Source organism: Paludibacterium paludis, assembly GCF_018802605.1.
Lineage (GTDB): Bacteria > Pseudomonadota > Gammaproteobacteria > Burkholderiales > Chromobacteriaceae > Paludibacterium > Paludibacterium paludis.
In genome coordinates this window covers 2,589,445-2,608,987 of sequence record NZ_CP069161.1, presented here as the reverse complement: position 1 = coordinate 2,608,987, position 19,543 = coordinate 2,589,445, and the positions used below count along the sequence as shown (strand labels likewise).

21 protein-coding genes are annotated in these 19,543 nt (G+C 64.0%); 4 read left to right on the top strand and 17 right to left on the bottom strand.

Annotated elements, in window-relative coordinates; translation table 11 throughout:
• From JNO50_RS11840 to JNO50_RS19035, 8 genes are all read right to left on the bottom strand, one after another.
• Positions 1-441: a hypothetical protein gene (locus JNO50_RS11840; protein ID WP_189534119.1), complete on the bottom strand. Its 441-nt coding sequence runs from the start codon at positions 439-441 to the stop codon at positions 1-3.
• Between the two features lie 67 nt (positions 442-508).
• Positions 509-2,287 carry an alkaline phosphatase gene (locus tag JNO50_RS11835; RefSeq protein WP_189534120.1) on the bottom strand — a complete coding sequence of 593 codons (1,779 nt, stop codon included), beginning with the start codon at positions 2,285-2,287 and terminating at the stop codon, positions 509-511.
• 185 nt (positions 2,288-2,472) lie between these two features.
• Positions 2,473-2,862, bottom strand: coding sequence for a helix-turn-helix domain-containing protein (locus JNO50_RS19040; RefSeq protein WP_229804684.1), 390 nt, complete (start codon positions 2,860-2,862; stop codon positions 2,473-2,475).
• Between the two features lie 380 nt (positions 2,863-3,242).
• The gene (locus JNO50_RS11825) at positions 3,243-5,207 is read right to left on the bottom strand and encodes a hypothetical protein (protein ID WP_189534121.1); all 1,965 of its coding nucleotides are present in this window, start codon (positions 5,205-5,207) and stop codon (positions 3,243-3,245) included.
• A complete protein-coding gene (locus JNO50_RS11820; protein ID WP_189534122.1) occupies positions 5,204-5,878 on the bottom strand; it encodes a hypothetical protein in 675 nt (224 codons plus the stop codon). Before JNO50_RS11820 ends, JNO50_RS11825 begins: the two co-directional genes overlap by 4 nt.
• The gene (locus JNO50_RS11815; protein WP_189534124.1) at positions 5,875-6,285 is read right to left on the bottom strand and encodes a type IV pilus modification PilV family protein; all 411 of its coding nucleotides are present in this window, start codon (positions 6,283-6,285) and stop codon (positions 5,875-5,877) included. The genes JNO50_RS11820 and JNO50_RS11815 overlap by 4 nt, the downstream gene beginning before the upstream one ends.
• Positions 6,263-6,775, bottom strand: a complete 513-nt coding sequence (locus tag JNO50_RS11810; RefSeq protein WP_189534126.1) for a pilus assembly FimT family protein — start codon at positions 6,773-6,775, stop codon at positions 6,263-6,265. Before JNO50_RS11810 ends, JNO50_RS11815 begins: the two co-directional genes overlap by 23 nt.
• A complete protein-coding gene (locus JNO50_RS19035; RefSeq protein WP_280530232.1) occupies positions 6,754-7,188 on the bottom strand; it encodes a type IV pilin protein in 435 nt (144 codons plus the stop codon). The genes JNO50_RS11810 and JNO50_RS19035 overlap by 22 nt, the downstream gene beginning before the upstream one ends.
• A gap of 149 nt (positions 7,189-7,337) precedes the next feature.
• Here JNO50_RS19035 and JNO50_RS11800 point away from each other — a divergent pair, with 149 nt between their 5' ends.
• Positions 7,338-8,675 (top strand): MFS transporter, encoded by a 1,338-nt coding sequence (locus JNO50_RS11800; protein ID WP_189534127.1) that lies wholly within the window; start codon positions 7,338-7,340, stop codon positions 8,673-8,675.
• Here JNO50_RS11800 and JNO50_RS11795 read toward each other — a convergent pair.
• The 8 genes from JNO50_RS11795 to rpe form a co-directional block, all read right to left on the bottom strand.
• Positions 8,617-9,177 carry a hypothetical protein gene (locus tag JNO50_RS11795; RefSeq protein ID WP_189534128.1) on the bottom strand — a complete coding sequence of 187 codons (561 nt, stop codon included), beginning with the start codon at positions 9,175-9,177 and terminating at the stop codon, positions 8,617-8,619. The two genes, JNO50_RS11800 and JNO50_RS11795, sit on opposite strands and share 59 nt — an antisense overlap.
• Positions 9,174-9,461: a DUF2325 domain-containing protein gene (locus tag JNO50_RS11790; RefSeq protein ID WP_189534129.1), complete on the bottom strand. Its 288-nt coding sequence runs from the start codon at positions 9,459-9,461 to the stop codon at positions 9,174-9,176. The genes JNO50_RS11795 and JNO50_RS11790 overlap by 4 nt, the downstream gene beginning before the upstream one ends.
• Before the next feature lie 29 nt (positions 9,462-9,490).
• The gene (locus JNO50_RS11785; RefSeq protein ID WP_189534130.1) at positions 9,491-10,495 is read right to left on the bottom strand and encodes a sulfate ABC transporter substrate-binding protein; all 1,005 of its coding nucleotides are present in this window, start codon (positions 10,493-10,495) and stop codon (positions 9,491-9,493) included.
• 111 nt (positions 10,496-10,606) lie between these two features.
• Positions 10,607-10,900 (bottom strand): hypothetical protein, encoded by a 294-nt coding sequence (locus tag JNO50_RS11780; protein ID WP_189534131.1) that lies wholly within the window; start codon positions 10,898-10,900, stop codon positions 10,607-10,609.
• Between the two features lie 133 nt (positions 10,901-11,033).
• Positions 11,034-12,497: an anthranilate synthase component I gene (trpE, locus tag JNO50_RS11775; RefSeq protein WP_189534133.1), complete on the bottom strand. Its 1,464-nt coding sequence runs from the start codon at positions 12,495-12,497 to the stop codon at positions 11,034-11,036.
• Positions 12,498-12,618: 121 nt separating this feature from the next.
• Positions 12,619-13,296, bottom strand: coding sequence for a phosphoglycolate phosphatase (locus tag JNO50_RS11770; RefSeq protein WP_189534135.1), 678 nt, complete (start codon positions 13,294-13,296; stop codon positions 12,619-12,621).
• Between the two features lie 28 nt (positions 13,297-13,324).
• The gene (locus tag JNO50_RS11765) at positions 13,325-14,056 is read right to left on the bottom strand and encodes an SDR family NAD(P)-dependent oxidoreductase (protein WP_189534137.1); all 732 of its coding nucleotides are present in this window, start codon (positions 14,054-14,056) and stop codon (positions 13,325-13,327) included.
• Positions 14,057-14,064: 8 nt separating this feature from the next.
• Entirely contained in the window at positions 14,065-14,751 is a 687-nt protein-coding gene (gene rpe, locus JNO50_RS11760; RefSeq protein ID WP_189534139.1) for a ribulose-phosphate 3-epimerase, read from the bottom strand.
• Positions 14,752-14,880: 129 nt separating this feature from the next.
• On the opposite strand from rpe, the gene apaG reads away from it, so the two are divergent.
• The 3 genes from apaG (at position 14,881) to JNO50_RS11745 (ending at position 18,767) form a co-directional block, all read left to right on the top strand.
• Entirely contained in the window at positions 14,881-15,261 is a 381-nt protein-coding gene (gene apaG, locus JNO50_RS11755) for a Co2+/Mg2+ efflux protein ApaG (protein ID WP_189534141.1), read from the top strand.
• A 165-nt stretch (positions 15,262-15,426) separates the two neighbouring features.
• Entirely contained in the window at positions 15,427-17,214 is a 1,788-nt protein-coding gene (locus JNO50_RS11750) for an ABCB family ABC transporter ATP-binding protein/permease (RefSeq protein WP_189534143.1), read from the top strand.
• 98 nt (positions 17,215-17,312) lie between these two features.
• Positions 17,313-18,767: an aminoacyl-histidine dipeptidase gene (locus JNO50_RS11745; protein ID WP_189534145.1), complete on the top strand. Its 1,455-nt coding sequence runs from the start codon at positions 17,313-17,315 to the stop codon at positions 18,765-18,767.
• A 109-nt stretch (positions 18,768-18,876) separates the two neighbouring features.
• On the opposite strand, the gene JNO50_RS11740 is transcribed toward JNO50_RS11745, so the two are convergent.
• On the bottom strand, positions 18,877-19,296 hold the full coding sequence (locus JNO50_RS11740) for a hypothetical protein (RefSeq protein WP_189534147.1): 420 nt from the start codon (positions 19,294-19,296) through the stop codon (positions 18,877-18,879).
• Positions 19,297-19,543 lie beyond the last annotated feature (247 nt).

The following is a 19,543-nucleotide window of genomic DNA, read 5'->3' as shown; positions in this document are numbered from 1 at the left end:
TCACAGCTCCCGCCATTCGGCCTGATTGAGGCGCACCAGGCTGACAAACCCGGTTTCCCTGTCGGTGCTCGAACCGATGTCAAGCATGCCGGTGACTTCCACCGGACGCCCTCCCGGCGCCAGCGTGCCGGGATTTTTCAGGTTGACCACCACGATATCGGCCGGCCAGTCGGCGTCGGAGTTGCAAAACGGACAGACCGAGACCGGTACCCGGGTCAACACGAAGAAATTCGCCTCGGCCTTCAGAGGCGGCGCGATATAGCCGCGCATGGTGATCCGCTGGCCTTTGAGCTTGAGAACCTGGGGGGAGAAACTCGTGCCCATCACGCCGATCCTGGCGTACAGCTCCGAAAAAGCGAGCCGGGGCGGGGCCGCCAGCGCCGGGTTTGCCGCGGCGAGCGCGAATACGAATGCCGTCCCGAGAAAACATCTGCGTTGCATGACAGCGATAGCTCCAAAAAACGGAGCCGCGCAAGGCGGCTCCGGATTCGTCTGGACAGACGGGCAATCAGCGGCGGGTGGCCGGTTTCGCCGGAGTCTTGCCCTTGGTCTTGCCGTCGTAACCGAGACCGAGCGCTTCGACCATGGTGCGGAACACTTCGGTGTTGTCCATGAAGCCGTGGATGCGCTCGGATCCCGGTCCCATGGCGGTCAGCACACCATCGTCGGCGGTATGCGTACCGGTGTCGGCGCTGCGCGGCAGGTTGCCGACGCGAAGCACGGCGCCCGGAACATTCTTGTATGCCTCGTTGGCCACATACTGACCCTTGTCATTCTTGACGGTCGGGGCGAAGGGCTCATCCAGCTTCGGATGGAAAGTTTCGTAGTAATCCGGGAAATTGCCGTAGAACATCGCCAGTCGCTTGGAGACATCGACGCTCGGCGGATAGCCGTTCTTGTCGGGAGCCGGGTAGTTGGGATACCCCGCCTCTTCGTAAACGCCGATCTTGTCGCGCATTTCGGTGCCCTTGGCGTTGTCGTCGATCGTTCCGACCAGCGACAGGCCGTGGGTATGGTCGGGAGTGACCATCACGAGCGTGTCGTTATTCTTGGCGGCGAAATCCTTGGCGATCTTCACGGCGTTGCTGAGCATGATCGTGTCGTAAACGCTGCGTTCCCAATCCAGCGGGTGGCTCGCCTTGTCGATCAGGCCCGCCTCGACCAGCAGCACAAAACCGTCCTTGTTGCGCGACAGCACTTCCAGCGCCTTGCGGGTCATTTCGGTCAGATCCGGCTGATCAGGGAACTGCTTGACCGTGCCGCCCTTCAGGTAGAAACGGTCCAGCGAGCCGTCCATGTTGCCGGTGTTGAACAGGCCAAGCAGCTTGCGGGTGTCGGGCTTGACCGCGCTTTTCAGTTCGGTGGCCGTGGTGGCGAAGGCAAAACCGTCGCTCTTGAACAGGTCGATGAGATTATTGTCGTCCTTGCGCTTGGAGCCCGGCGTCGACTTCGGCAGGAAGTACGCGCTGCCGCCGCCCATCACCACATCGGCGCCTTTCAGGAACAGCCATTCGGCGATCTCGGATTTGTCGGAACGACGGCGGGTGTGGGCCACCATGCCGGCGGGGGTGGCGTCCTCGACTTCGGCGTCGGTCACGATGCCGACCGCCATGCCGGTCTTGCGTTTGACGAGTTCGGCGATGGTCTCGACCTTGGGATGATCCAGGTTGTTCTTGGCGCGGGAAGCGTACACGCCCAGCGCGTTATTGCTCGATTTGTGACCGGTGGTGTAGGCGCTCATCGAGTTGGCGGAGTCGGTGATCAGCGACTCGACACCCGAGGTGCCGATCAGCGCCATGCGGGGCATGTCGTCGAACGACAGCTTGCCCATGTACTTGCCTTCCTTGATTCCCTGGGACAGAACGCGAGCGGCGGTCCGGTTGGCGACGGTCATGCCGTCGCCGATGAACAGAATGACGTTCTTGGCCGTGCGAGGACCGGTGGCGTAAACCTCCCAGTTCACTTTCATGCTTTTGCCGGCGGCGGTGGCCACGACTTCGTATTTGCCGGGATGCTTGATGGAGATGTCGCGGAGGATGTAGCTCGAAGCCTTGCCGTTATCCTCGTTGGGCAGGAAAGCGGCTTTGGCGCCGAGCACTTTCTCGTAGGGCTGGCCATTGACGGTGATCGTAACGGAGGAAGGATCGACCACCCCGTCGAATTCGACCTTGAAATCGAACTTGCCGTCGACCACCATCGTGGCGCGGTCGATCGGATAGATCGCCTGGGCCGAAGCCTGAACTCCCCACAGTGCCAGCAAAATGGCACAACAGCGCTTAACCAGCATTTCCGACTCCCTAAGATTTGATGTTGTTGAGATCGGAAAAGAGTGTAGAGCGCCATTGTTACCAAATAGCGAAATTAATATTTCAATGACATTACTTTTGATCAGGGCCTGTCCCGCGCGGTCTTAGCGGGACAGGCGGGGAAACGCGGACGCGCATCAGGGCCTGCCGGTCCGCATTTCTTCGGTCACTCGGAAACCGTCGCCCTTTCTTCGAGCAGGGACTCGGCGGCGTTGGACACTTCGGCGGCGGTCATCGCCAGCGCATGACTGGCGTCGATCACCTTGCGGATCTTGTTGAGCTGGTTGCGCAAGGTGCCCGTGTCCAGCTCTCCTTCCACAATGGCGCGGATCATCGCGGCATTTTTCTCGTTGATGTGTTCCAACCGGATGCCGAGCTGATAGCGGAGACGCAACAACTCCATAACAGGCTTGGGTATGCGGCGGTCCTGCTCGTATCGCGATCCGCCGGACTGGGTTACACCAACCGCCGACCAGAATTCGTGCTGGTTGAGGTCCAGCCTCCGTCGCATTGCGCGCGGGTCGAAATTGATGTCGTTATGACTGGTATGGTTCATTATCGGGATCCTCCGTTTCTTGCTGGTGGGTTGACAACGTTTTTCGCGAGGCGGCGCGAACGGTTTGCCGCTCACAAAAAACATTTCCCGCGAGGTGGAGCAAGTACACGAGAGGCAGGTCATAGGACGGATGGACGAATAAAAAAGTTCACTGTAATGCGCAAATATAGGAATCTTCTGATACCCGAAAGGAATTTGTCATGTAACAGGTTTAACCTGCACCGCCGGTCAGGTCACAAGAGGAACAATCCGTGGGAGACTGGGCACGCTTTCCCACGCGAGGTGGGCGCAAGTGAGTGCATGCAAGTTTTACTCTGAGGTGTCCGCCCCCGGCCAATGCGACCGGGGGTCTTTTTTCGGGGCGCCGCCGCGAAAGCGGATCAGAGATAGCGCAGATTCCGGAGTGTGACGGTGATTTTGCCCGAGCCGTTTCCTCCCCCGCCGGAGGACCAGCCTCCCGGCGTGTAGGAAGAAGGAAGTCCCGTCATGTCGATCGTCGTGCCGCCCCCCATGATGTTCTGGCCGCGGCCGCTCTGTCCCGAGGTCGTGATCGCGCCATGGATTTCGGTGCTTCCGTTGGTGACAAGGTGATCGCCCGCCACGATGTCGCCCCACAGGGCATTGGACGAGCCCAGGGTGATCTGCCCTCCGGTGAAATCCCCGTTGCTGTTGTAGCTTCCCGCCAGAAACTGCAGATTGCCCGCCGCCGTGACGATCAGCTTGCGGTTCTTGATGTCGCACAGATTGGTCGGATAGTGGGCGGCGTATTCGCCGTTTTCGCAAATGTCGCTGTAACCGGAAAGATTGACGCCACGGCTGACGTTGTTCCCCGATGTGGCGATGTTGCCGGTGGCGATCACCGAGTTGAAGAACGTGCCGGTTCCCAGTGTGACGTTGCCGTCGAACCAGGCGACGCCGGGAGCGAGCACGGTGCCGTTGCCGTTGAGATTCCAGGTGCCCGTACCCGACCCGTCGAAACAATTTCCTCCCGACCAGTAGCCCGTGCAGGCGCGCGCCGCCTTGGACGAGCCCGGGCAGGCGCCGCCCCGAGGATTGACCGTGCACATCCAGCCGCTGTTGTCGAGGTAGAAGCGTGCGCCGTCGGCCAGACCGAAAAGGTGGTTGACGGTGACGGTGCGGTTGCCCGAGCCATCGAACCCGAAAACGTAATTCGCCGCGCTCTTGAACGCGTAGGCGTCGACCTTGACGGGCGTGGCCGTCACCATTTTCACCGGCGGCACGACCGGTATGGCAACGGTCAGCCCGGGGACGGGGGTCAGATTGATCTTCGGATTGGGGCCGGGCAGGACACGGCCGCCAAGCTGGCCGCTGTTCACGCTGCCGTAACTGTTTTCGGTGTAGTTGCCGGCCACCAGCGCGATGCCGGTGATCGCCGCCCCCGTGGAAACGACACTCGCCGCCGTCTTCAACGTGCCGATCTCGTTGCCCCGCAATTGGCTGCCCAGTGTGGTCTGCAAGGTGGGGACGCTGCCACCGTTCAGGTTGGCGCTGCCGTTGGCGGTGAAGGTGCCGGTGCCGTACGAGCCGCTGTCCATCGTGATGTTCTTGATGACATTGATGTTGCCGGCCGTGGAGCCCCCGGTGAGACTCGCCGAGCCGTTGCCGTTGAGCGTGCCGACCGACGCCGCGCCGGACAGGCTGGTGTCGCCGCCGGCTTCGGTGAGGTCGGCGTGGGTCGAGGCCAGGGTGATATCGCCGTTCGCGCACAGCCGCTTGAATGCCGTGCTTCCCCCGGAAAGGGAGATATCGCCGGTGACGCAGATCTGGGTGATGCCCTGCACCCCGGTCCGGGTAATGAAATTGCCCTTGACGAGAATATTGACCGGATCGCCCTTGAAAGAAATTCCGCCGTTCGGGCTGAGGTCTCCGGTGAAACTCAGCAGATCGCCGTTTGGCGGCGGGGCCGCGATGGCGATGTCCACCAGTCCTTCGAGCACGGCATGGCTGCCGCCACTCTGACCGGTGACGCGCACGGTCAATGTCTGCAAGGTATGGTCGGCGTTGGTCGCATAGCCGGTGACACTGGCGCTGACCTGCGGCAGATCCAGTGTCAGCGGAATCGGGTTGGCCGGTGTGGCGGTGCCGAAGCGATCGGCCTTGGCGGCGACCGGGGCTGTGGCAAGGTAAAGCCGCACCGCTTCGAGGCCCGTCCAGGCGCGCAACTGGGCTTCGGTCTGGGTGCGCAGACTCAGGCTGCCCGCCTGCCCCGCGCGGGTATACGCCATGGCGCTCAGAATGACGACCGACAGCCCCAGTCCGATCAGCGTGACAAGGAGCAGTACGGCGATGCCGCGCTGGCGGCATGGGAGGGCGGGTTGCCTCATGGGGTCCATCCTGTCAGGTTGACAAGGCACACGCCATGCGCGACATCTCCGGCGACCGGATCGCGCAGGGTGATGGTGGCGCGGATGCCCGCGGGCGCGGCGGCGGCATTGCTGTTATAGGGCCAGCACGCCGACTCGGAGAGGGCGAACACCGCGGCCTGCGATGCGGCGACGGAGGTGTTGCCCGTCAGCAGCGGAAGGGGCGTCCAGCCGATGGTGTTCCAGGCCGAGCCCAGGGAACAGTCGGTCGCGGTTTGCAGGAACCACAGGTTGCCGTCGGCCGGCGCGACCAGTCCCTGGCAGATCGTGGTGTTTCCGCCCCGGACGCGCCACAAAATGGCGTTGCCGCTCGGCGAGCGTCCGGTCTGCAGCGGGTTGCCGGCGTAGTCCAGGGTCGTGCCGTTCGTGAAAGTCACGCCGTTCAGAACCACCACATCCGATCCGGCCTTGGCCGCCGGTAGGCCATATCCGGCGTTCTGCAATTTCATGGATCCGGTCATCAGCGCTTCATCCAGTTGCACATCGCGCGATGCGCGACGGATCGAACCGTTGTCGCCGACGGTCTGACGGACGGTACCGCGATACAGCACCAGCATGGCCAGCAAGGTGATCGAGGCCAGCAGCAGGCCGATCAGCGTGGACATCAGCGACAGTCCGCGCTGGGTCTTCATGGCGCCACCGTGGAAAGGGTCAGGGTCCCAGGTCCGAGGAGCGCGGGGCTGCTGACCGACAGGGTCACCACCGGAACGGTTACCGCCGCGCTGCCGGTTCCCGCTGCCGGCGCATCCACGGCCATGTTGCGCGTCGAGCAGCGTACCGTCAGGGGCAGCGAAACCGAGGGCGTCAATGGCAGGGTCGGGGAGGGCGTCTGGCACAAGGCGGCCTGGTCGCCCTGCAGCAGCACGCGCATGCGCACCACCGCGAGGTTCTGGCTGCGCAGGGTTTTTTGCGCGACGGCCGCGCGGCCTTGCGTGAACACCAGTCCCAGTCCCAGCGCAGTCATGACCAGCATGGCGACCAGCGCTTCGAGCAGCATGTCGCCCCGTTGTCGGCGCTTATTTGAAACGGCAGTTGGCATAAAGCGCATCCTTGATCAGCCGGCTCTCGAGCCGGGGGTCGCAAGAGGTGGCACCGATCGTTGCGTCTGCCGGCGTTCCGGCACTGTCCAACGCATAGCAGGCCGTGGCGGACGGAACCACGGCGCCGTTTGCCGGGGTGAAGAACGGGCTGGCCGCGGTCGCGGCCGTCGACCAGACCGCCCGCGCATCGGGCGACGAGGGGCACGCGGACGGCAGCCGGTCGCCGCGGTAAACATTCAGCGCTGTCGGCGACAGGCATAGCACCGCGGGAGGGGTGTCCGTGGCGGCCGGCAGATTGCGCAGCGCAAGACCGCGGGTCATATCGATGGCGTTGACCAGCGCGCACCGGGATGCGCGCTGTTGTCCGCGGCCGAGCCATTGCCCGGTCAGCGGCGCGAGCGTGACCAGCAGAGCCGCCAGGATGACGAGTGTCACCATGAGCTCCATCAGGGTCGCGCCTCGCTGTGTCAGTTCCATTGAACCGGACATGATGGCGCGCTCTTCGCGTTGCTGCTGTCGAGCCGAACGACGCAGCCTGCCACCGACGAGCCTGCCTTGCCTGTCGCGGCGAGGGCGTAGCCCGGGGTGCTGTCGAAGGTGACGGTGTAATCGAAATTGTCGGACTGTGCCGGTGTCCACGTTCCGTTTTGCGCGCCGCCCGCGGTGAACAGCGCGATCGTGGCGGCGGTGTTCGCGGTGTTCTGGCCGGGGTAGGCGAGATTGACCTGGTAGAGGTTTTCCAGGGCGAGCGCCAGCGCCGTCAGGTCGGCCATCGCGCCGCGGGTTCGGGTGCGGGCAATGTGATTGGTATAGGAAGGGATGGCGATGGTGGCGAGAATGGTGACGATCGCGACGACGATCATCAATTCGACCAGCGTGAAGCCCTGTCCGTGTCGATTCATGGATAAGCCTTGTCGGTTCAAGTTGGCATATGAACTTTACATTAAAAAAGTCGCTGAAAACGCGATCCTGATCAACTCTTTATGACGTTCAACATGGCAGGGTTGAGTCTGGTGTATGAGCGGATAAATAATTAAGGTACTCATTTTCGATGGCCTACGGAGTTATGGGCGACCATTCCCCAAGCGATACCTTTTCCGATCCGTCCGGCGCCCGCGGTGAATGGGCGGCCAGGGTGCTGGGTTACGCCTCGCTGGGTGGCGCCCTGGAATTCTACAATTTCATTATTTTCGTGTTTTTCGCCAGGGAAATCGGGCAACTGTTCTTCCCGGTCGGCATTCCCCCCTGGCTGCGCGATCTGCAGGTCTACGGACTGTTCGCCGCGGGCTATCTGGCCCGGCCGCTGGGCGGTCTGGTGATGGCGCATTTCGGTGACCGGCGCGGACGCAAGGGCGTGTTCATTCTCAGCCTGCTGCTGATGGCGGCGCCGACGCTGGCGATCGGCCTGCTGCCGACCTATGCGCAGATCGGCGCCTCCGCGCCCCTTGCCCTGCTGGCGTTGCGGCTGGTTCAGGGAGTGGCGGTCGGAGGGGAGGTGCCCGGCGGCTGGATTTTCGTGGCGGAGCATGTGCCGGCCTGGCGGCGGGGTTTTGCCTGCGGTGTGATGAGCGCCGCGCTGGCGCTGGGGATTCTGGTGGCGTCGCTGATCACCACCCTGATCGGCAGCGCGTTCGATCGGGCCGAGGTGCTGGATGGCGTCTGGCGCGTGCCTTTCCTGCTGGGCGGCGTGTTCGGCCTCCTGGCGGTGTTGCTGCGCCGCCGTCTGGTCGAAACACCGGTGTTTCTCGATTTGAGCGGCAGCCTCGCGACCGAGAACGGCTTGCCGTTGGGCAAGGCGCTGACCCTGGGCAAGCGGGCGTCGGCCGAATCGATGGTGCTGACCTGGCTGCTGGCGTCGTTCATTCTGACGGTGATCCTGATTCTGCCCGGCGCTTTGCAGGAGCGCTTCGCCGCCGAGCCGGCCTCGGCGCTTCTTGGCAACTCGCTGGCGATTCTGTGCCTGATCGCCGGATCGATGTGCGCGGGCATGGTGGCCGACCGCCACGGAACCGATGTCGCCTTGCTGGGCGGAGCGGCGTGCCTTGGCGCGTGCCAGTTGTGGTTGTTCGCGAGTCTTGCGCCCGGGGAGCATCTGTTTTTCCTGCCGTACGCGCTGACCGGTTTTTTTGTCGGGGTGACCGGCGCCGTTCCCTCGGCGATGGTGGAGCGTTTTCCCGCCGCGTTCCGCTACAGCGGCATTTCCCTGGCCTACAATGTGGCCTACGCCATCTGCGCCGTGGCGACGCCCCTGATCGTGACCGCCCTTTTCGACATCGGCAGGATGGCCGTGTCCGCCTACCTTGCGCTGGTTTGCCTTGCCGTTGTCTGGCTTAGCGCGCGCAGGTGGCGGCGCAAGGGGCGGAGTACGCCGAAGCCAGCCGTGTCGTGAAACCGTGGCTCAGGTAGTTGCGGCGGACGAACTGCAGGCGCCCGGCGTCGCCGGCCAGTGAGTCCGGCAGCACAATGACGTAGCGGTCCGGCGGTAATCCGAGGTCGTCGAGAATGGACCGGAACGCCCGCCCATGATGGTCTTCCACTTCGGCGAGCAAAGCCTCGCTCACCGGGAGTCCCAGCCGTTCCCACGGCTCGCCCAGCGCGACATGGTTGAGCAGGTGGAGCGTTCGCAAGAAACGATCCAGCGCCGCGCGGTTGCCTTGCGTGGCGGCCAGCCGGTATAGCGCCACTTCGCCGAAGGGCTCGCCGGCGGCGTCGCGGCAGGCCGCGAAGGCCAGGCCTCCAGCCTCGCCATGGTCGGCGAAACGGCTGGCCAGGCGCATTTTCATGAAGGAACCCGTCACCGTTCCATCGCGGGATACCTCCAGGGGAAACCCGCTGAACGTCCGTTGCCGGACGCGCTCGACGAGTCGCGACAGCCGATCCCTGTCTTTCATGGCGATGCCCCGGCAAGCTGGGTTTTGAGCGGGGCGGTGTGCTTGCGGCCGGAGAACAGGATGGGCAGGCGCTGCCGGCCGGCCTCATGCCGCACCCGCTGGCACAGGGTATGATTCACGTGGCCGAGCATGACGACCACCAGATCGATATGGCGCGGAAAGGGGCGCCGGCATTCGCCGGGCTTGCGGCCCGGCCAGTGTTGAACGTCTTCGTAGCCTTGCGCGGCCAGTTCGCGCCGAACCAGATCCACATTGTCGCCGCCAACGATCAGTGCTTTTTTCATGACGTTTCCCCTTGTGCCACGCCAGGTGGTCACTTGCCGGCGGTGATCTGGTCGAAGACGCCGCCGTCGTTGAAGTGAGTGGCCTGGGCTTTGCGCCAATTGCCGAAGACATCGCCGATGGTGAACAGCTTCACTTTGGGAAACTGCGCCGCGTAGGTTCTGGCCACGGACGGATCGTCGGGGCGGTAGAAGTTTTCCGCGATGATTTTCTGGGCGGCGGGCGTGTACAGGTAGTTCAGATAGGCGTCGGCGACCTTGCGCGTGCCATGCTTGTCGGCATTCTTGTCAAGCAGCGCCACCGGCGGTTCGGCGAGGATGCTCTGGGACGGTGTCACGATGTCGAATTTGCCGGGGCCCAGTTCGCGCTGCGAGAGCAGCGCTTCGTTTTCCCAGGCGATCAGCACATCGCCGATCCCCCGCTCGACAAACGTGATGGTCGAACCGCGCGCGCCGCTGTCCAGTACCGGAACGTTGCGGTAAAGCGCTTTGACGAAATCGCGGGCGTGCGCCTCGTTGCCGCCCGGCTGGCGCAGGGCGTAGCCCCAGGCCGCCAGATAGTTCCAGCGCGCTCCGCCGGAGGTTTTCGGGTTGGGCGTGATGACCTGGATTCCCGGTTTGACCAGATCGCTCCAGTCCCGGATGCCTTTCGGGTTTCCCTTGCGAACCAGAAACACGATGGTCGAGGTGTAAGGGGCGCTGTTGTGGCGCAGCCGGGTTTGCCAGTTTTGCGCGAGCAGGCCCTTGTCGGCGAGCGCATCGATGTCGTAGGCGAGCGCCAGCGTGGCCACATCGGCCGGAATGCCGTCAATAATGGCTCGCGACTGCTTGCCCGATCCGCCGTGGGATGTCTTGATCGTCACGGTGTCGCCGGTGCGCGTCTTCCACTCTTGGGCGAACGCCTTGTTGATGTCCTGATACAGCTCCCGGGTCGGGTCGTAGGATACGTTGAGCAGGGTGATGTCGGCGGCGTGCGCAAGCACGGGCAGCACGGTCAGGCCGAGAATGGCGGGCAAGCTGGAGAACGTACGGATCATGCGCGTGACTCCTTGCGATGTGGGTCGATGCAAAGGAGTCTAACCGGCGCATTTTAGATTGCGAAATTATATATATTTCTTTGTCAATTCCGCCGGGTTATAAGGAAAGGGTCAGTTGCTGATCAGCAGACTGTAGCGGTGCGGGCGCTTGTGGGCCGGCGTATCGTACTTGCCGGCGCTGTTCCTCGCCCGGCCGTCGGAGTGCTTGTCCTGACGCTTTTTCATCGCGCGCGGAGCCGACGAAATGCGGTGAATGGGAACGGGCTGCGCCGCCATGTCGTCCTGCTCCACCGGCGCGGAGGCCGTGGCCGGCGCCGAGAGTGTCGCGCGCAGGTTCGCCGGATTGACCATGGCATGGGTCAACCCAATGGTGGAGAGTAAAAAGGCGGCGATCAGTCGTTTCATCGGGGATGGTCGTCTTGCGTGTTGTCGCCCCGCCAACAGGATAAGCGGGGCACGTTACCCCCGCATTATGGACAAACCGCCCCGTATTGGTCTGTAGGCGGTTTGTTCCAGTGTGTAATGGGATGTACAAGCATCATGCATCAAGACCCGACAGCGCGAGCTCCGCGGCGCGGATGACCGCGCGCGCCTTGTTCTGGGTTTCCTGCCATTCGGCATCCGGCTGCGAGTCGGCCACGATGCCGGCGCCCGATTGCACGTACAGGGTGCCATGGCGGATCACGGCGGTGCGGATCGCGATCGCCAGATCCATGTCGCCGCCGAAGCCGAGGTAACCCACCGCGCCGCCATAGATGCCGCGCTTGACGGGCTCGAATTCGTCGATGATCTGCATGGCCCGCACTTTGGGCGCGCCCGAGAGGGTGCCGGCGGGGAAGGTCGCCTTGAGGATAGCGATGTTGGACACCTCGGGCGGCACGGCGCCTTCGACGCTCGAGACGATGTGCATCACATGGGAGTAGCGCTCGATCACCATGTTGTCGGTGACGCGCACGGTGCCGGTGTTGGCGACGCGGCCGATGTCGTTGCGTCCCAGATCCATGAGCATGACGTGTTCGGCGATTTCCTTCGGATCGGCCAGCAGTTCCTCGGCAAGCGCCAGGTCCTGCTCCCGGTCTTTTCCGCGGGGACGGGTTCCGGCGATGGGACGGACCACGGCGGTGGCGCCTTCCCGGCGCACCAGAATTTCCGGGGAAGAGCCGACCACATGAAAATCCCCGAAATGGTAGAAGAACATGTACGGCGACGGGTTCAGGCTGCGCAGCGAGCGGTACAGGCTGATCGGTTCCGCGGCGAAAGGCATGCGCATGCGCTGGGACAGCACCACCTGCATGATGTCGCCCGCGCCGATGTAGTCCTTGCAGGCGCACACGGCCTCCTTGAACGCGTGCTCTCCGAACTCGGATTCGGCCCGGGAGGGTGCCGCCGGCAGCGATAGCGGGATCGGGACCGGTTCGCGCAGGCGCGCGCGCAGCGCGGCCAGACGCGCGCGGGCGTGTTCGAGGGCATCCGGCGTTGCCGGATCGGCGTAGACCACGAGGTAGAGCTTGCCGGACAGATTGTCGACGACGGCGAGCTCTTCGGATAGCAAAAGGAGCATGTCGGGCGCGCCGATCTCGTCGGGTTTGACCACCCCGGCCAGGCGCGGTTCGATATGCCGGACGGTGTCGTAGCCGAAGTAGCCGACCAGTCCCCCTGAAAAACGCGGCAATCCCTCGACCGGCGCCGCCCGGTAGCGCTGTTGGATCGTTTCGATGAAATCGAGCGGGTTGCCTTCGAAGCGTTCGGTCACGGTATCGCCGTGCTCCACCTGCGCGCGGCGGCCCTCGACGCGGATGCGGGTCGAGGCGGGCAGGCCGATGATGGAGTAGCGACCGAAGCGTTCGCCGCCGACCACCGATTCGAGCAGGTAGGAATAGGGCCGGTTGGCCAGTTTCAGATAGACCGACAGCGGGGTGTCCAGGTCGGCGAACAGTTCGAGAACGACGGGGATGCGGTTGTATCCGGCGTCGGCAAGGCGTTGGAAGTCGGTGGCGTTCATGCGATGGGTTCCGTCAATGTCCATAGGGAAGGGTGAACAGGCAGTCAGGCTCGGTTCAGGGGCGCCATCGCAAAGCGCGCGGACATTCGGGGCATCGCATGAGATCCGGTTTCCATTCAGGTTATGAGGATGGCTTATTCTTGAGCATTTCGAAGAGTTCGACAAGGCTGTCGATCACCGCGTCGGCCCCCAGTCCGTCCGCGTCGGCATAGCCGTAGCGAACCGCCACGACCGCGGAACCGGCATTGCGCGCGGCGAGGATGTCGTTCGGCGAGTCGCCAACCATCAAAAGCTCGCCAGGTTCGATGCGCAGTGTCTGGCAGGCATGCAAGAGCGGCAGCGCCGAAGGCTTTTTGTCCGGCAGGGTGTCGCCGCCGATCACCAGGCTGAAATCGTTGTCCAGCTTGAGCGCCGCGAGCAGCGGCACCGCCAGGCGCTCGGACTTGTTGGTGATGACGACCAGGGGCAACTGCAGCGCGCGCAGCAGTTCAAGGCCGGTGACCACGCCCGGGTAGACGGTGGTGCGTTCGGCCAGGTGCTCGCGGTAATGACTCACAAAAAAACGGAATCCGTCGCTCCAGCGCGCCTCGTCGGCCTTCCCGTCGCGCTCGTCGGTGATGGCGCGGTGAACCAGACTGGCGATGCCGTCGCCGACATGCGACATGATGCGTTCGGCTTCCAGGTGCGGCAGGCCGAGGTGGGCGCGCATGGCATTGGCGGAGGCCGCGAGGTCCGGCAGGGAGTCGACGAGGGTGCCGTCAAGATCGAAGGCGACGGCCTTGATGTGGGTGAAAGTCATGGTGCTCCTGGGGTAATCCGGTTTCTTTTTAAAGATCACGGATATCGATGATGATGTCCGAGCCGAAGGCCGGCGACGCCAGATAGTCGGCGATGCGGGCGGCGGCGGTGTCCGGAGGGGTCAGTTGACCCTCCTCCTTGAGCGCGACGAACCGCTGCCGCATCGGGAATCCTTCGGCCGGGGTGGCGCGGATCGTGTCCTGCATGCCGGTGTCCACCACGCCCGGATACAGCGCTACCAGCTGCGCCGGATTCGGGTGGCCATGCTGCTCGGCGGCGACACAGCGGGTGAAGTGATCGAGCCCCGCCTTGCCCGCGCCGTACACGCCCCAACCGGGGTAGGCCTTGGCGGCGGCGCCCGACGAAATGTTCAGGACGCGGCGGCCAAGCGGCAGGGGGTCGGTGGCGGCAAGAAACGCGTTGCAGGCGAGAATCGGCGCGACGAGATTGAGGGCCAGCGCCTGACCGACCTCATCGTCCGGATAGCGCCCCGCGAGGGCGATGGGAGTGACGGTGCCCGCATTGTTGATGAGGGTGACGCGCTCGCACTGCGCGAGCGGCAGGGCGGCGAGCGCCCGCAGGATGGCGCCGCCGGCATCCGCTCCGGTCAGATCCGCGTCGATCGCGATGACCGGGCCGTTGTCCAGGGTCAGGCTGGCGCGCCGGGCGACGCCGGCGACGCGGTGTCCCCGGTCCGCCAACAGCCGGGCCAGCGCGAGGCCAAGGCCCCGCGAGGCGCCAGTGACGATGAAGGCTTCCATGGCGGTCCTCAGTGACGGGTGGCCAGCGCCAGCTCGGCGCGCAGGGTGTCGATGGTCGCCTTGTAATCGTCCGTGCCGTAAATGGCCGAGCCCGCGACGAAGGTGTCCGCCCCCGCCTCGGCGATGCGCCGGATGTTATCGGTCTTGACGCCGCCGTCGACTTCCAGCCAGATCTCGCCGCCGTGCGCGGCGGTGTATTCGTCGATGCGTCGCCGCGCTTCGCGGATCTTGTCGAGGGCGTGCGGGATGAAGGACTGCCCGCCAAAGCCCGGGTTGACGGACATGATGAGCACCATGTCGATCTTGTCCATGACGTGGTCAAGATAGCTCAGCGGCGTGGCGGGATTGAACACCAGTCCGGCCTTGAGCCCGTGTTCGCGGATCAGACCGAGGCTGCGGTCGATATGCTCGGAAGCCTCGGGGTGGAAGGTGATGATGTCGGCGCCCGCCTTGGCGAACATCGGGATCAGGCTGTCCACCGGCTTGACCATCAGGTGCACGTCGATCGGCGCCGCGACGTGGGGACGGATGGCTTCGCAGACCATCGGGCCGATGGTCAGGTTGGGAACGTAATGGTTATCCATGACATCGAAATGGATGATGTCGGCGCCCGACGCGATGACGTCGCGCACTTCCTCGCCAAGACGGGCGAAGTCGGCGGAGAGGATGCTGGGGGCGATGCGATAGTGTCCCATGGTGTTATGCGGCGAGAGTTGATGAAAGAAGTGCTATTGTACCCCCGTAGAATGGTGCTACGGGATAAAATGAGCCAACCGGCGCCGCCATGACAGGCGGCTCCGCCACCACCCCACAGGAGAGCCGCCATGACGGACGACAACTGCCGCATCGAGGTAGTGCCGGAAGTTGCTTATGTCGAAGAGCAGTCGGATGTCGCATCCGACGTGTACGTATTCGCGTACCATATTGTCATCACCAATACCGGCAAGGTCGGCGCCCAGCTGATTTCCCGTCACTGGGTGATCCGCGACGCCAACGGGCAGGAGCAGGAGGTGCGGGGACTGGGCGTGGTGGGCGAGCAGCCGCATCTCGTGCCGGGGCAGAGTTTCGAATACTCCAGCGGAACGTCCCTCAAGACCCCCTACGGCAGCATGTCCGGCCGCTATCACTTTCAGGCCGACGACGGCACCCGCTTCGAGGCCGCGATCCCTGAGATGGTGCTGGTGGCCCGGCGCATCCTGCACTAGACCGTGTCGTCGCCGTCGCTGTTGCGCGGCCAGACCCACCATACGATGAATACCGCGAGCCCCAGCGCCAGCAGGGCCTCCAGCAGTAATACCCACATAGACGCTCCTTGCGAAGATCCTGGCATCCCCAGCATGAACGAGCGCGCATGAACAGGCAAGATCCCGATGCGATTCACTCACACTGGGCCGGCGCCGACCGGCCGAAACGATGTCAAAACGCTACGTACCTTGTTGCCCTATCTGATGGCTTTCAAATGGCGCGTCATCTTCGCGCTGTCTTGCCTGATCCTGGCCAAGGTGGCCAACGTGACGGTTCCCCTGTATCTGAAAGACGTTGTCGATACGCTGTCGATGCCGGCGTCTCTTCTGGTGGTGCCGGTGGCGGCCCTGACTGGCTACGGCCTTGCCCGCTTGTCCGCGAGCCTTTTGGGCGAGTTGCGCGACGCGATTTTCGCCAGGGTCGTGCAAGGCGCGGTGCGGCGTGTCGCCCGTTCGGTCTTCGAGCACCTGTTCGGCCTGTCGTTGCGTTTTCATTTGAACCGCCAGACCGGCGGCATGAGCCGGGATATCGAACGGGGCACCAAAGGCATCGGTTTTCTGCTTAACTTCACGGTGTTCAACATCCTGCCCACGCTGTTCGAGATCGTCCTTGTCGCCGGCATCCTGATCGGCCGCTACCGCAGCTCCTTCGTGGTGGTTGTGCTCGGCACCATCGGTGTTTACATCGCCTACACCCTGGTGGTCACCGAATGGCGCACAGTGTTCCGCCGCAGCATGAACGAACTCGATTCCCGGGCCAACGCCAAAGCGATCGATGCGCTGATCAATTTCGAGACGGTCAAGTATTTCAACAACGAAGGGTTCGAATCGCGCCGCTACGATGGCAATCTGGCCTCCTGGGAGGCCTCGGCGATCAAGAATCAGGTGTCCTTGTCGCTGCTGAACGCGGGGCAGGGCGCCATCATCGCCGCCGGCGTGACGCTGGTGATGGTGCTGGCCGCGCGCGGCGTGGTCGAGCGCACCATGACGGTCGGCGATGTCGTGCTGGTCTCGACCTATCTCACCCAGCTTTACGCTCCGCTCAATTTTCTCGGCTTCATCTATCGCGAGATCAAGCACTCGCTGGCCGACATGGAGCGCATGTTCACCCTGCTCGACGAGCCGCCCGAGGTGGCCGACCGGCCGGATGCGGCGACGCTGTCGGCGGACGCCGTCGACGTGCGTTTCGACACGGTGGCGTTCGGCTACGATGCGCGCCGGCCGATCCTGCGCGGCGTGGATTTTCATATTCCGGCGGGCAAGACCGTGGCGGTGGTCGGCGCGAGCGGCGCCGGCAAATCGACCCTGTCGCGTCTGATGTACCGTTTCTACGATGTCGACGCCGGGGCGGTGCGCTTTAACGGCACCGATGTCCGTTCATTGAGCCAGGACTCCCTGCGCCGCCATATCGGCATCGTGCCCCAGGATACCGTGCTGTTCAACGATACCATTTATTACAACATCGCCTACGGGCGGCCCGAGGCCACGCGCGAGGAGGTCATCGACGCCGCCCGTTCCGCGCACATTCACGATTTCGTGATGGGGCTGCCCGACGGGTACGATACCCAGGTCGGAGAGCGGGGGCTCAAATTGTCCGGCGGCGAGAAGCAGCGTGTGGCCATTGCCCGCACCATTCTGAAGAATCCGCCCGTGCTGATTTTCGACGAAGCCACCAGCGCGCTCGATTCGCATACCGAAAAAGCCATCCAGAGCGAACTGGCGGCGATTTCGGCCAATCGCACCACGCTGGTCATCGCCCACCGGCTCTCGACGGTGGTCGACGCCGACCGCATTCTGGTGATGGATCAGGGAGAGATCGTCGAGGCGGGCACCCATCGCGAGCTGCTGGAGCGGGGCGGCCGTTATGCCGGCATGTGGCGCCTGCAACAGGAAACCGAGGGTTCGATGGCGTAAGCCGCGAGTTTCGCGGGGGCGGGCAATCGTGGTACAGTCGATTGTCTACAGAAGAGACTCCGCCAAGGGGTCTGACGAGTCATTAAGGAAGCAACAGCGTGAATCCCATTGCCCAACTCGAGCCGGCAGCGGTCTGGGAGCATTTCCAGACCCTGTGCGACATTCCCCGTCCGTCGAAACACGAAGAAGCCCTGCGCGACTACCTGAACGGCTGGGCGCAATTGCGCGGCCTCGCCACGCATATCGACGCGGCCGGCAACCTGATCATCCGCAAGCCGGCGACGCCCGGCTTCGAAAACCGCGCCGGCGTGGTCCTGCAGGGCCACCTGGATATGGTGTGCCAGGCCAATAGCGGCACCGAGCATGATTTCTTCAAGGATCCGATCCGCCCGGTGCTCAAGGACGGCTGGCTCATCGCCGAGAACACCACGCTTGGCGCCGACAACGGCATCGGCGTGGCGCTGGCGCTGGCGGTGCTGGCCAGCGAAACCCTGCAGCACGGTCCTGTCGAGGCGCTCTTCACGCTCGACGAAGAGGCCGGCATGGGCGGCGCGCTGGGGCTCGAACCCGGTCTGCTGCAAGGGCGTTACCTGATCAACATCGACACCGAGGAGTGGGGCGAGTTCTACATGGGGTGCGCGGGGGGCGTCGATGCCAATGTGCGCCGCGACTATGCGCAAGAAGCCGTGCCGGCCGGATTCGCGGTGCGGGAGATCGCCGTGCGCGGCCTGACCGGCGGTCACTCCGGCGCCGACATTCACCTGGGACGAGGCAACGCCAACAAGATCCTGGTGCGTCTGTTGCGCGAGCTGGAGCGCGAAACGGACCTGCGGCTGGCCGGCCTCAAGGGCGGCACGGCGCGCAACGCGCTGTCGCGCGAAGCGTTCGCCATCGTCGCCTACCCGGAGGCGGATGAAGCGAAGATCGGCGCGGCGATCGATCAGTTCCAGGCGCTGATGCGCTTCGAACTGGCCGGCGTCGACGAAGGCGTGACGGTTGTCCGCGCTCCGGCCGAAGCCGGGCGGGTGATGGCGCGGGACGACCAGCGCGCTATCCTCAGCGCGCTGCATGCCGCGCCGCATGGCGTCAAGCGCATGAGCCAGCGTGTCGAAGGCGTGGTGGAAACCTCCAACAACCTGGGCGTGGTGGTGATCGGCGAGGGCAAGGTGTTCGCCAACATGATGGTCCGCTCCCTGCTCGACAGCGGCACCTGGATGCTGGCGCGCGAGGTGGAAAGCCTGTTCGCGCTGGCCGGATTCGCCGTCGAGATGGAAGGCGGCTACCCGGGCTGGGCGCCGAATCCCGATTCGAAGCTGCTTGACGTGTTCCGCGACGTGTACCGCCGCGAATACGGCAAGGAGGCCGGTGTCAAGGTGATCCACGCAGGACTCGAGTGCGGCATCATCGGCGCCAAGTATCCCGGCATGGACATGGTGTCCTTCGGCCCCGATATCCGCGGCGCGCACGCGCCAGGCGAACGGGTGAACGTCGAGTCGGTCGGCCGCGTCTGGGATCTGCTGCGGCACGTGCTTGTCGCCATTCCCGAGGCCTGAGGCCGTCCTTCCAGCCCGTTCATGAACACCCCTCCCGCAGGGGTGTTTTTCTGTGCGGTTCCGCCCCCGGTTAACGCCGGGCGATGGGGGGTATGCCGACCCCCCCGTTTTACGAGCGGCTTTGCTCCATCTCCTTCTCGCACCAGACAATCATTGAATCGAGCCGGTCGCCCCAGGCCTGTCCGGTGTTATCGCCACGCCGCGCCCGCGCGTCGATGAGCCGGCGATGCAATGTCGCCAGATACGCCTGATGGAACCTGAGCCGTTGCCGGGTTTGCCGTTGACCGGGTATGCCCGCCGCCCCGTGGAGGAAAGCGTCGATGATGCCCCGATACGCTGACCGGGATCCCAGAAAAAATGCGTCCGGCGACCGGTGTTTTCCCGTCGTCTCCCGTCCCGGTTCGGAAGGCTTGACGCAGGTATTGCCCACCGAGCGGCAGGGCGGGACCCGGAGATGCGGCGTACCGGATTGGAACGGGGTTTGGGGAAAATACGGGGTGGGGGCGGACGTTGTTTTCCGGTGCGTCATGGCCAGACTGCCTTGCTGCGGTTGTTCGATGCGCCAGTCTAGGCGTGCGGGGGCGCCGGCACTTTCATAAAGCGCTTATTTCTCCGGCAGGTCGCCAGAAAAAAGCCCGACGGCGGGGGCTGTCGGGCAGGCAAAGATAAAAAGAAATTAGGAACATCACTGCTGCGGGGTTCAAGCCGGATCCGGACTGGCGGGAACCTGCAACGGACCGATCCGGATCCGTGAACAGTGTCGGTCAGAAGGGTGT